Genomic DNA, 12,899 nt, shown 5'->3' on the forward strand with positions numbered 1-12,899 from the left:
TAACCTCGTTTATATTTACAGTGTAAATTAGCAGGTGAGGGGGGATAAGCGATCTCATCGTGTTTTTCGTGCTAACTGTCTTTGTAAGTACCATAAAGTTAGGTAAACTGAAAATCTATAAATTACTTCGGGTTAGGCTATATGTGGAAAGACTTTGTCGGACTTGATAACGACAATTCAAGAGTGATTGCGAAGATGACTGAATCACAGACATTCGATTCAGCACTAGACAAGCGAGCATTAAAGGATGCATTGCAAGAGCTTGGTGTTGCAGACTATTGTCCCTTGGATGAAGGCATTGATAAATTCCTTAATGCTGGACGTTCGGGAGATGCGTCTGTTTATCAGGGATTCGTGGTAGCAGAAAAACGCAACGCGACGCTCGAGATCACCGTCTCATCCAATCAAATGCAGGCAAGCATGACAGTGACTGGTGCTTATGGCGGTCGGTCACTGATTGCTGACGAGATTGTCAAAGCGATTTCTGATGCGGGGATCAAAAAGGGCATTCATAAGCCAAGCCTGAAGAAAGTGCTTGTTGCGAGTCAAGCACTCAAACCGGGGGAAACATTTACCCAACTCTTCGCACAAGGTAAAGACGTGGAAGATGGTAAGAACGCTTATCTGAAACCCCTGATTAAGGACGTCATGAAACGGGTTCTTGCTCCGAAAGACAATGATGCTTTTAAAGTCGATATGCGAGACTTCGGTAGCACCATTACTGTAGAAGAAAATGACCCTGTGATGGAGCGCTTGTCTGCCACTCCTGGCCGCGAAGGATTTAATGTACTCGGTGAGATTCTTGCTCCAAAACCGGGTGAAGATGTCACGTTACAAGAAGGCAATGGAACACATATTTCTCCTGATAATCCGAATATCTTGCTTGCGACAACCTCTGGCATGCCCATTATTCGAGATAAAACCGTTGATGTGGAGCAGGCGCTTTGCTTAAACAATGTGAGCGTTGCAACAGGCCATGTTAAGTTTAAGGGCTCGGTGATTGTTGCCGGAGACGTCGAACCCGGTATGATTGTCCGCGCAACAGGCGATGTCACGGTGGGTGGATTTATTGAATCGGCGAATGTGCAGGCCCAAGGAAGTATTACTGTTGCGAAAGGCATCATTGGCCACTCTGAACAAGATGATGATACTAAAACGTGTGTCGTGAAAGCCGGTGGCGCCATTAAAGCCAATTATGCTCAGTATGCAGAACTGCAAGCTAATCACGATATCTATCTCACCGTACACGCGATGGGAAATGACATTCGCTGTGGCGATAATCTGTATGTCACCGATGAAAATAGCACACAAGGTACATTAAGCGGTGGCCATGCTAAAGTCGGTGGTAAAGTGGTGTGTTATCAATTGGGCGTGGAAGGGGATACGGCCACGGTCATTGAGGCTTACGCCAAATTTGCTTTACAAAAAGAACGTTTGGCGAAGCAAAAAGCCTTGTATGTGAAAGCGCAAGAGGCAACGATGGACATCGTTCGTAAAGAACTGGTCGTTAAAAAACGCGATAAAAGTGAGCGCTCTCAAGAGGACATTGATCTCATCGACCATCAGAAAAAAGTCGCGACCGCACAGATGGAGAAAGCGAAGCTAGCGGTAGAAAAAACCAATGAGCAGCTTGATGTCTTACTGAAAGAGAACACAGTAGAAGCCACTAACAAAGTCTTCACCCATGTTACGATATGTTTTGGTGGCGAGAAAGTGACGACTAAGCGTATCCATGGTCCTTCGGTATTTTATTTCAATCAATACGAAATCCAATGCGAAGCCAAAATGAATAATGAAGATATTCCCGTAGGTGATGAGAGTATCACGATCTAGATAGAGACAAATGATAATGTGTGGTTTCGAGTTCATTCATTAAAAGCAATGGATGGAATGTCTATTGGATCTTGAAAACACACTGAGGCAAAGTTGGAGTAAAAATGGAACTTGCAGATATGCGCCGCGAATATACTCGCGGAGGTTTAAGACGAGATAACTTACAAACAAACCCTGTTGATCAGTTTAACTTATGGTTATCTCAGGCTGTGGATGCAAAGTTGACGGACCCAACGGCCATGACGGTTGCGACCGTTGATGAGCATGGGCAACCTTTTCAACGTATTGTTCTTCTAAAGAACGTGGAAGAGGATGGGTTTGTTTTTTATACCAATTTAGGAAGTCGTAAAGCCCAACATATAGAACATAATCAACGGGTCAGTTTGCACTTTCCATGGCATCCATTAGAGCGGCAAGTTCATATCACTGGAGTCGCTGAGAAATTGACGGCTAAAGAAAATATGCGTTATTTCACTTCGCGTCCCAAGGACAGTCAAATTGCGGCCATTGCCAGTCGTCAGAGTCGTCGTATTTCAGCGCGTGGTGTCTTAGAAGCGACGTTTTTAGAATTGAAAAAGAAATTTGCCCAAGGAGATATTCCAGTTCCTAGTTTCTGGGGTGGGTTTCGCATTCGACCAACCAGTATCGAGTTTTGGCAGGGAGGTGAAAATCGATTGCATGATCGTTTTCTATATTCTCGGGAAGGGAATGAATGGATAATTGACCGTCTCGCGCCTTAATTGAGTTGAGCTTAGTGATAGAGGCTGAGGTTCCACGCTGGTATGGTCATTTTCTTTCTCTACGCCATTTTAAGCAATGTTACTGTGTAACCCATACCAATGCTTGCCTTTCTCGTTTTATCACTGTTAGGGTTAATTATAGAAAGCCATATTTTTTAGGTTTTCTCTCAATTATTACGAACAATGCTTTTTTCAATGCCTCGGTTTCAACAGGTATCACATAAAATAAAAAAAGGGAGCTATGCTCCCTTTTTTTATTTGTGCTTGTTTATGCTTATTGCAGTTCTCTGACGACTCTAAAACCGACATAGTTTGCGGCAGTATCAGGCGCAATGAATAAATGACTATACGCTTTTGCTACGTCAGGTGAGAAACTCCAGGCTCCACCTCTTGCCATTCCTCGCTCATCGTTGGTCCATTCCCACACATTGCCAACCATATCATAAAAGCCAAAATGATTAGGGTCGAAAGACTTGACCGGTGAGGTACTTTTGTTTGACCACTGACTACCGGACCAGCCAGTATTGGCATGATTGGCACCAAATTCATCCCCCCACCAGTAGTCACTTTGACTGCCTGAGCGAGCAGCAATTTCCCATTCGTTAGTGCTAGGCAGGCGGTATTTGAATCCAGTTTGCTTGGAGAGCCAAGCGGTATACGCCTGAGCATCGTTTTTGCTGACACAGGCAACTGGGTGTTTAGCCGTTTGTCTAAAGCCTGGATTACGCCAGTAGCTGTCGGAAAGCGGGGTAAATTGGGTCTCATTCACTGAGATACATAAGTGTTTAAGTTCCGCATCCGTTTGATAATTCGTTTGATTAATGAAAGTTTCAAACTGACCAACTGTCACAGGAGTCGCTCCCAATGCGAAAGCATGATCAAGGACGATCTTATGGTTTGCGTGTTCTCCGACTAAATATTCACCAGGAATCATGGTGATCATTTCTGGGGCTTTTAAGCCACCTTTCAATGAATCCGCGAATTTGTGCCCTGCTTTTAAAATATTGGCCTGTTCTTTCAAAACCGCACGTAACGTGTAATTAGAGCGAATATCAAGCGTTTTAGTAAAGTCGTGATAGCCTTCTTTGGTGATGGTAATTTCGTGCTCACCAACTGGCAGCATGATGTCGGTTGGCGTGCTACCGTAATTCACGTCATCGACCATAATGTGATCGTGATATTTGTTTGAATGAACGGTTAGACTGACCCAAGCAACAGGTTGATTTTTTTGCGATTGCGCCAGTTTCTCTGGATCGACACAATCTGATTGATTGAAGCCGAGTAATTGGCATGCCACTGCCTTATCTGGACGAGCTTCGAGTTCGGCTGAAATAACGGTTTCATACTGATTGTTGTTATTAAAGCCAGATTTCAGCGTGCGATGGGTAAGCAAATGAATATTCAGCGACACATTGTTGACATGTTGTTTGATCACATCGGTTTCTGTCGCGTTGTTCACCAACCATTGCTGGTATTGATTCACCGCTTTTTGTAGGCCCAGTTCTTTGGTTTGGGTCGCACACTGAGCAATGGTCATATTACGACTGCAACGATTCGTGAAGCGGATTTTTTGCTCATGCTTTTGCTCTAGTTCACCCTGTAAACGGTGTGCACGAGCTTGGCGTTTCTGTGCTTTTAGTTTATCTCGCGCAACAGCGAGCTGCTGAATGTGTTGGTCTTGTTGCTCAATAGTGGCGTGAAGTTCATCCAGCGTTTGTTGAACGCTCAAATGTTCTTTTTGATTGGCTTTAACCTGCGACCATGCTTTTTGATAAGCGCTTTTGACTGAACTAATATCGGTGTTTGGCTTGGTTAACATCTCATCATAAGCTTGATGTAACGCCTGTTTTGCCGCTTGTAGCTGCTTATTGAGCGCATCGGCTTTCTGTTCTAATTGGCGCAGCTCGTCCTGCTTATGTTGATAAGCCTTCTGTTGAGTCTGTTTCTTTGCTTGTGCATCCTGCAACTCTGTCTTTTTATTTAATAGCGCGTCATTAATGGCGCTGACAGAAGACACGTTATTGTCTGCTGCATAAGCCGCCGTGACGACTAAAGAAGGAGAGAGTGCTAATAACAGAGCGGGTAAACCGTATCGCATTATTATCTACTTCAGTTAGCTAATGAAATTATTCTCGCTATTCTAAACGAAAACGCCATCTTGTAAGAAGTCATCTTTCAATAACTTAGTAACAAAATGACGTTAAAGCAAGAAATGTGTTAGTTATCAATTAATAACTATTGACTGACTTTAAGAATTAGTTCTTTTTGTTTGGACGAAGTTTCACCCAAACCGTATCATTGCCATTGATCGTGACGACTCGGTTGTAGGTTTCAAATCCTTTTTTCGCGATAGTCACCTGATGGCGACCAATAGGCAATACGATCTCGATCGGTGTACTGCCATAATTGATGCCATTAATGGTCACTGAGTCACCGTACTGATCTGAGCGTAATGTTACTGTAGCCCATTGCTTATCTTGCCTTTTTTGAGCCTTACTTGACCCTTTTAAACAATAACGAGAGGATACATTCAGTAGCTTACACGCCGCTACGGTCTCTGGTTTTGCTTGTATTTGAGCACGAATTTGCGTGAAGTAATCATTGCTTCCCTCAAAACCACTACGCACAATTTGCGAATCTTCGACCGTAATATTGAGTTCGACACCTTTGAGGTTTTGTTTGGCTAACGATGATTCAGTAAGCTTGTTTAATAATTGATTGCGAAAAGTTTTAACAGCTTTCTGTTTGGTTAAATGATGGCCTTGGCTCGCACATTCACCCAATGTCATTGTGGTCGAACAATTGGTTTTATAGCTGGTTTCTATCGCGCTACTTTCACGCAATTCTGTTTCCAAACGTTTCACTCGCGCTTCAATACGACTTTCTTGAAGGTTGGAATATTCGGCTTTAACACGCGCTAATTTTTGTTTTTTACGAGAGAGTTCCATCTCGCTTTCTGTAATGGTTTGTTGCTTATCGAGTTGAGCGGATTGGTTGTCTTTAACATCACTCCATGCTTTTTGATACGCTTTTTGGTAGCTGACCAAGTCAGTTTCAGGGGCGTCTAATAATTGGCGATATTGTTTATCCAGCTCTGATTTGGCTCGCTCCTGCTTCGTTTGCAGTTCTTTGCTTTCGCGTTTTAGCTTTGCCAACTCATTCTTTTTTTGCTGGAGCTGACTCGCCTGCTCGTTATATTCAGTCGTGAGCGTATCGATATCACTCTGTTTGTTCGTTAGTTTTGCATCAATACTCGCCACTTGATCGACGGAGTCGACGTCGTTAGCTTGTACTGATGTTATTGCCCAAAATGGGCTTAGCGCAAGTAATAGCGCTGGGATGCGATGTTTGATCATAGGTCCCTGCAACAATTCTACGTTTTACCACCGAAGGAAAACAGTGGGAAAGACAATCTTATGACAGCATAGTGAACACGCTGACTCTTATAGTAACTATTCGTATTGGTTTCGTTTATAAAAGTGTAGTAACAAACTAGGTAACTGATTTTTATCTTTTATAAATATCCACTCTTCATTTTGAGCTGTTAAATAAATTATGCAAGCTTCTTGTTACATATGTCGCCCTATTTTTAGAGTTGAATAGACATTAACCGTAATTAATGTGCACTTGATCATTGTTCCGAGTTGAAGATTTTATCTTCGTTTATGAATATAGCAGTTTTTTCAGTAGGCTGTGTGGGTTGCGATTCATTTTTGATGGTTCATGATATTTTAAACTTGAATCGGACACACGTTGAGGATAACTTGATCAGTCAGTCGCGAAATAACGAAGGAACGTTGTGCTATGGATGACCTGTATACCTCTTCATCGTCAAGTGATCCTATCCCTTTATCCTCAGCATTAAAGCCCGCAGAGTTGGTTAGGTTACCACCTGAAATGGCTTGTCACGAACATGAACATACGCAAGTGGTTATCGGTTTAACAGGCTTGATGGAATTTGAGGTCAATGGGGTGGGCAACATCGTTCATCCTGGTCAAGGATGTGTGGTGCGCTGTGGGGCCGATCATGCGTTTGGCGGAATCAGTCAGCGCTCCGATATTTTAGTGCTTAATATGCGTGTGCCGAGTGATAATGAACCACTACTGATCTCCCAGCTCAATGAACTGGCGAAACGCGATATGTATTTTCAGTTGGATGCACAGATCCAGAAATTGATTCGTATCTTAACCAGTGAAATGCAAGCCTATCCTGATGACTGGCAGTTGAGTCGTGCCTGTAACGATACACTGATCGCCATTTTGCAACGGCACGTCTCTGCCTTCCAGTTAAAGTGGCGAGCGTCTCGCTTCGATATTGATGTCATTGATCGTTACATAGAGAAAAATATGGCGTATCCCATTACCGTTGCTCAGCTGGCTGGTGCAGTATTTCTCGGAGAAAGTCAGTTTCACGAGCGGTTTAAACAGGCAACCAAAACAACGCCTTATCAGTATTTAGTCAAAAAGCGCATAGATAAAGCCAAACAATTGCTTGAAGAGGGACGGTTAACGATGAGCCAAATCTCAGAAGCGACGGGTTTTTCCAGCGCGAGTGTCTTTAGTCATACATTTTCTCGGCAAGTCGGGTGTTCGCCTTCCCAATTCTCCAAATAATCGTGTGTATGCCCACGTCTTAGTTGTTAATAATTCCTCCTTTGTGGTGTAGCAAATCTGTTAATAAGCCAAGTTTTTGACAAAAAAACCGGAGGTTTTCACAAGTATTCTTTTCAGACTCAAAATACACTGCCAAGCTAGTAGACGGAATTTCCGGAAATCAACAGCGGGCATGGAGAACAACGCATGTTTAACGCAATGGATGTATTACAACCTGAATGGGTTGATCAACCTCTCGACCAGCTTTGGGCAGAGATTTCACCTTTGTACATGGTGGATGAATCACAATGGCTACAACAACTTTTACCCCTCGCAACACCGACTGAGCAAGAAAAGTCCCAGATCAGTACCAATACGGCCGAGTTAATTACTGCGATCCGTAACGACAAACGGTCCGTGCAGATGATCGATGCTCTTCTTCTCGAATACAGCTTGGACACTCAAGAAGGTATCTTACTGATGTGTCTTGCTGAAGCCTTGATGCGCATTCCTGATACCGACACCGCTGATGCTTTTATTCGAGATCGCTTAAGTGTCGCCGATTGGAAATCACACCTGAATCGTTCGGATTCTGTGTTTGTGAATGCGTCCACTTGGGGGTTGATGTTGACCGGTAAAGTCGTCGGGTTAAAAAACCCGGACGAAACCAGCCCGAAACAAGCATTAAACCGTTTGGTGAACAAATTATCAGAGCCCGTCATTCGTAAAGCCATGCAGCAAGCCATGAAAATCATGGGGCACCAATTTGTGTTAGGACGTTCAATGAGCGAAGCACAAAAAAATGGCAAACCGATGCGCGAGCAAGGTTTCACCTATTCCTTTGATATGTTGGGGGAAGCCGCGTTAACGTCCGAAGACTCAAATGCCTACTATCAAGATTATCTCATGGCTATCGAGGCGGTGGGCAGTAATCAATCTGATAGTAAAACTAGCCCACCAGCGTCGGTCTCCATTAAGTTATCCGCCATTCATCCTCGCTATGAAGTGGCGAATACGGATCGCGTGATGAATGAATTGTATCAACGCATGTTGTCGTTGCTTAAGCATGCCATCCATCATGATGTTGCGATTACGATTGACGCTGAAGAAGCGGATCGTCTAGAGCTTTCTTTACTATTATTTGAAAAACTCTATCGCCATGAAAGTGTCCGCGGTTGGGGGAAATTTGGGTTAGTGATCCAAGCGTACTCTAAACGTGCGTTACCCGTGTTGGTTTGGTTAACGGCATTGGCAAAATCTCTCGGTGATGTCATCCCTATGCGGTTAGTAAAAGGCGCATACTGGGATAGCGAGATCAAATGGTCACAGCAGAGCGGTTATGATAATTACCCCGTCTTTACCCGTAAAGAAGCTACGGATGTGTCTTATTTGGCATGCGCACGCTTCTTATTGAGTGATCATGTCAAAGGTCATTTGTATCCTCAGTTCGCTGGGCACAACGCGCAAACCGTCAGTTCTATTGCCGTCATGGCCACTCATAAAGAGTTTGAATTTCAGCGCTTACACGGTATGGGTGAAGCATTGTTTAATCAAGTGCTTAAAAAATATGGACAAGATGTGCGTATTTACGCTCCAGTCGGCAGTCATAAAGATTTGTTGCCGTATCTCGTGCGTCGTTTACTGGAAAATGGGGCTAATAGCTCCTTTGTCCATCGCTTGATTGATGCTCGCTGCCCAATCGAAGAACTGAACCAGCATCCTGTGGATGCCTTACTGGCACAGCCAACATTGCACAATGATCGCATTGCGTTACCGGCACAGATCTATCCGCAGCGTCGTAATTCACGTGGGATCAATATTGATATTGAAAGTGAAGCAACACCTTTTGACGCTTTGGTTAACTCATGGTTAAGCCATGTATGGTCTGGAGCCTCGATCATCAATGGCTATAAACAAGACGAAAGCATGATCAAGGGTGATCATACGTCTGACGCCGTTACCGCACCCTTCGATCGGCGCGTGACCGTTGGGCATATTTCCTATGCCACCCTTGATCATGTGTCCGAGGCTATTGCAGGAGCGCAAGCGGCATTGCCTGATTGGCAAGCATTGGGCTACCAAGCTCGCGCTGAAAAATTAGAGGCTTTGGCTGATAGCTTAGAAGACAACTTAGCTGAGTTAGTGGCGCTTTGTCATATGGAAGCGGGAAAAACCATTCACGATAGCATTGATGAAGTACGAGAAGCGGTCGATTTTTGTCGCTTCTACGCCAAGCAATCCGATGTTTTCTCGGCAAAAACGTTTACCGATTTTACTGGAGAAACGTTCAATTATCAGAGAAGCGGCTTAGGGGTTATTGCGTGTATTAGTCCTTGGAACTTCCCGTTAGCTATTTTCTTGGGACAAATTACAGCGGCTTTGGTCAGCGGGAATACTGTTGTTGCGAAGCCAGCGGAACAAACCTCGTTAATTGCATGTCGTGCTGTTGAGTTGATGAAAGAGTCAGGTTTTCCTGATGGTGTTATTCAATTACTCACCGGAATTGGTGCGGATATTGGTCAAGCGCTGACCTCTGATGCGCGAATCGCGGGAGTGGCCTTTACGGGGTCCACCAACACGGCGCAAAAGATCAATCAAGCGTTAGCGAACCGTGAGGTAACACCTGTGCCTATGATCGCCGAAACTGGCGGACAGAACGCCATGATCGTGGATAGTACCGCACTGCCTGAGCAGGTGGTGAGAGATGCATTGCGTTCTGCATTTGCTTCTGCTGGACAACGTTGTTCGGCACTTCGTGTGTTATTTGTTCAAGAGGACATTGCAGAGCGTATCATTAGTTTAATTAAAGGTGCGATGCATGAGTTGCGACTCGGCCTGCCTTATGAACACTCTACAGATGTTGGCCCAGTTATTGATGCGAATGCTCGCGATAAATTGAACGCCCATATTGCGCATATGAAAGCCACACAAACACTGGTTACCGAGTTAACGATTCCAGACGAATGTCAAAATGGGGACTTTGTTTCACCGTGTGCATTTGAAATCGACTCAATTAACGTGTTACAAGAAGAGCATTTCGGACCGATACTGCATATTGTTCGTTATAAGGCGAGTGAGTTGCCACAGGTGCTCAATAGTATTAACCAGACAGGTTACGGGTTGACATTGGGAGTACATAGTCGAAATGAAACGACCTATCGATGGATCGAAGCGCATGCACGAGTGGGGAACTGTTACATTAACCGTGACCAAGTCGGAGCTGTCGTAGGGGTGCAACCCTTTGGTGGGCAAGGTTTATCAGGAACCGGTCCTAAAGCGGGTGGGCCACATTATTTATATCGCTTTACTCAAGCACAGTACGATTAAGAGAGGGAACTTCGATGGTAGTACATCCTAATACGCGATTTGCAGATGCTGAGTCTGCTTGGGACAACTGGCAGCAAACTCGTTTCGACTATAAAAAGGACGCGTTATTATCTTGGCAGCAAAAACTCTATCCACAACGGATCGAGTTAGCGCAAGTGATGCAGTATCAGTTAACGCACTGTGAAAGCAAAGTGGCTGACATTCATCATTTGGTTGGGCCGACCGGAGAAACGAACGAATTGTATACAACCGGTCGCGGGGTCACGCTCTTGATCCAACAAAGTGTTGGGGTCAATGCGCAAAAAGCAACAATAGCGCAGTGCACGGCTGCGTTAAGTGCCGGAAATTGTGTCATTATTTGCAGTGATGACATTGAGTTTCTTAATCAATTAAACGAGACTTACGAACAATCGATGTTACCGTCTCATCTGTTGATCACGTTACCACTGGATAGCTATGACTCGGTATTAGAGTCTGACGTGCGTAATGTTGGATTGATTGGTGATACGGATATGGAAATGACATTGAATCGCGCGCTTGCAATGCGCTCTGGTGTGCTTGTGAGTTTAGTGAGTGAAACGGACTTGGTTGCCTTACCTTGGGCACGAGATCCGAACTTAGTGTTACGTTTTATCACTGAACGCACGCGTACCATCAATATCACCGCAGTGGGTGGCAACGCCAGTTTACTAGAGCTTGGTAGTAGCGCTCACTAAATTAACTACTCCGCTCGTCTCCTCGTAAGTTGGATAAGACAGGGAAAAGCGTGAGTTACATAGAGGATTTGTATATGGATACAAGTAGCATAGCGATCACAGGCACTTTCGTTGTCTATTTGGTTCTGATGTTAGCGATAGGATTATACGCTTATCAACGAACCAAAAACTCAACCGATTATTTTTTAGGTGGACGCTCGCTAGGCCCTTGGCCATCCGCGTTATCGGCAGGAGCCTCAGATATGAGTGGTTGGCTCTTGCTGGGCTTACCTGGTTATGCTTATGCTTCCGGATTTGAAGCAACATGGCTTGCTGGGGGCCTATTAGTCGGAACGTGGTTGAACTGGTTGATTGCTGCAAAACGGTTACGGACATACAGCATCACTACCGATGCTCTGACGTTGCCACAGTTCTTTGCACGACGCTTTAACGATAAGTCATCATTGATCCAGAGCGTGTCGGCCTTTTTCATTTTGCTATTTTTCTTATTCTATACCAGTGCAGGCTTAGTCGCTGGAGGTAAGTTATTTGAAACGGTCTTTGGGTTGGATTATCGCTACGCCGTCGTCATTGGTACCTTGTGTGTGGTGTCTTATACCTTATTTGGTGGCTTCTTAGCCGTTGCATGGACAGATTTGGTACAAGGCTTGCTCATGTCTGCGGCGTTGGTTGCCGTTCCATTGGTGGCGTTAGATGGAGAAGGGGGCTTTAGCTCTTTCCAATCGCAAATGAACGATATTAATCCACAGCTGTTGACGTTTTGGAATTCTATTGATGGTAAACCGTTAGGTGCCATTGCGATTATCTCGCTGGTCGCTTGGGGATTGGGCTACTTTGGTCAGCCACATATCCTAGCGCGTTTCAAAGCGACGCGTTCAAATAAGGACATCAAAACTGCTCGCCGTATTGCTGTGATTTGGACTGCCATTTCAATGTGTGGTGCGTTGCTGGCCGGGATGGTTGGTTTGCTTTATGTGCAAAATAATCCGGGTATTGCCTTACAAGATGGTGAAAAAGTGTTCATGTTGCTTGTGAATGCAATGTTCCATCCTATTGCTGCCGGTATTTTGTTGGCGGCAATCTTAGCCGCGATAATGAGTACCGCTGACTCTCAGTTATTGGTGTCATCATCTGCGTTTTCAGAAGACCTTTATAAAGAAATATTCAATAAGCAAGCCACTTCAAAACAAGTTGTGATGATGGGACGTATTGGCGTGATTGTCATTTCGCTGATTGCCTTGAGTTTAGCCATGGATCCGGAGAGCTCAGTACTCGGTCTTGTGTCTTACGCTTGGGGTGGATTTGGCGCCGCCTTTGGCCCTGCCTTATTGTTGAGTTTATATTGGTCTCGTATGACGCGATACGGCGCGCTTGCTGGTATCGTCGTTGGCGGTGTCACGGTCGTATGGTGGAAACAAATGACTGGAGGCATCTTTGATTTGTATGAGATTGTTCCGGGATTCATTTTATCGACGCTTGTGATTGTGGTCGTCAGTAAACTGGGCAATGGCCCTGATGAGTCTGTGGTTCAACAACATAAAACGTACTTAAATCAATTGGAAACACTCGATTAAGTAAAGTGAATTTTCCTGAAAAGGCCTCGTACATTACGAGGCCTTTTTTTACTCTTCTCATTAGGGCGATGAAACGTTACGCCATTTCGGTCTCTGTTTAATCCATCATTGAGCGA

General features: G+C 44.6%; 8 protein-coding genes. 6 read left to right on the top strand and 2 right to left on the bottom strand.

The features are described 5' to 3' along the window. Nucleotides 1-141 precede the first annotated feature (141 nt). A complete protein-coding gene (locus EAE30_RS03730) occupies nucleotides 142-1,833 on the top strand; it encodes a DUF342 domain-containing protein (protein WP_123014733.1) in 1,692 nt (563 codons plus the stop codon). 104 nt (nucleotides 1,834-1,937) lie between these two features. Further along, the gene (gene pdxH / locus EAE30_RS03735; RefSeq protein WP_123014734.1) at nucleotides 1,938-2,573 is read left to right on the top strand and encodes a pyridoxamine 5'-phosphate oxidase; all 636 of its coding nucleotides are present in this window, start codon (nucleotides 1,938-1,940) and stop codon (nucleotides 2,571-2,573) included. Nucleotides 2,574-2,847: 274 nt separating this feature from the next. On the opposite strand, the gene EAE30_RS03740 is transcribed toward pdxH, so the two are convergent. Beyond that, nucleotides 2,848-4,671: a formylglycine-generating enzyme family protein gene (locus EAE30_RS03740; RefSeq protein ID WP_123014735.1), complete on the bottom strand. Its 1,824-nt coding sequence runs from the start codon at nucleotides 4,669-4,671 to the stop codon at nucleotides 2,848-2,850. A 157-nt stretch (nucleotides 4,672-4,828) separates the two neighbouring features. Beyond that, the gene (locus tag EAE30_RS03745; protein WP_123014736.1) at nucleotides 4,829-5,929 is read right to left on the bottom strand and encodes a PEGA domain-containing protein; all 1,101 of its coding nucleotides are present in this window, start codon (nucleotides 5,927-5,929) and stop codon (nucleotides 4,829-4,831) included. A 448-nt stretch (nucleotides 5,930-6,377) separates the two neighbouring features. Between EAE30_RS03745 and EAE30_RS03750 the strand changes: the two genes are divergently transcribed. The 4 genes from EAE30_RS03750 to putP all read left to right on the top strand — a co-directional run bounded on the left by EAE30_RS03750 (nucleotide 6,378) and on the right by putP (nucleotide 12,783). Next, a complete protein-coding gene (locus EAE30_RS03750; protein WP_123014737.1) occupies nucleotides 6,378-7,187 on the top strand; it encodes an AraC family transcriptional regulator in 810 nt (269 codons plus the stop codon). Nucleotides 7,188-7,373: 186 nt separating this feature from the next. Continuing rightward, nucleotides 7,374-10,493, top strand: coding sequence for a bifunctional proline dehydrogenase/L-glutamate gamma-semialdehyde dehydrogenase PutA (gene putA / locus EAE30_RS03755; RefSeq protein ID WP_123014738.1), 3,120 nt, complete (start codon nucleotides 7,374-7,376; stop codon nucleotides 10,491-10,493). A gap of 14 nt (nucleotides 10,494-10,507) precedes the next feature. Beyond that, nucleotides 10,508-11,209 carry a 1-pyrroline-5-carboxylate dehydrogenase gene (locus EAE30_RS03760; protein WP_123014739.1) on the top strand — a complete coding sequence of 234 codons (702 nt, stop codon included), beginning with the start codon at nucleotides 10,508-10,510 and terminating at the stop codon, nucleotides 11,207-11,209. Nucleotides 11,210-11,283: 74 nt separating this feature from the next. Next, nucleotides 11,284-12,783, top strand: a complete 1,500-nt coding sequence (putP, locus tag EAE30_RS03765) for a sodium/proline symporter PutP (protein WP_123014740.1) — start codon at nucleotides 11,284-11,286, stop codon at nucleotides 12,781-12,783. Nucleotides 12,784-12,899: the final 116 nt, after the last annotated feature.

It is taken from the genome of Vibrio zhugei (assembly GCF_003716875.1).
GTDB classification, from domain to species: domain Bacteria; phylum Pseudomonadota; class Gammaproteobacteria; order Enterobacterales; family Vibrionaceae; genus Vibrio; species Vibrio zhugei.

Bases quoted from the DNA above. Each gene is read 5' to 3' on its own strand.
- putA (WP_123014738.1), top strand. From the start codon at position 7,374: ATGTTTAACGCAATGGATGTATTACAACCTGAATGGGTTGATCAACCT.
- EAE30_RS03750 (WP_123014737.1), top strand. From the start codon at position 6,378: ATGGATGACCTGTATACCTCTTCATCGTCAAGTGATCCTATCCCTTTA.
- EAE30_RS03745 (WP_123014736.1), bottom strand. From the start codon at position 5,929: ATGATCAAACATCGCATCCCAGCGCTATTACTTGCGCTAAGCCCATTT.
- pdxH (WP_123014734.1), top strand. From the start codon at position 1,938: ATGGAACTTGCAGATATGCGCCGCGAATATACTCGCGGAGGTTTAAGA.
- EAE30_RS03760 (WP_123014739.1), top strand. From the start codon at position 10,508: ATGGTAGTACATCCTAATACGCGATTTGCAGATGCTGAGTCTGCTTGG.
- EAE30_RS03730 (WP_123014733.1), top strand. From the start codon at position 142: ATGTGGAAAGACTTTGTCGGACTTGATAACGACAATTCAAGAGTGATT.
- putP (WP_123014740.1), top strand. From the start codon at position 11,284: ATGGATACAAGTAGCATAGCGATCACAGGCACTTTCGTTGTCTATTTG.
- EAE30_RS03740 (WP_123014735.1), bottom strand. From the start codon at position 4,671: ATGCGATACGGTTTACCCGCTCTGTTATTAGCACTCTCTCCTTCTTTA.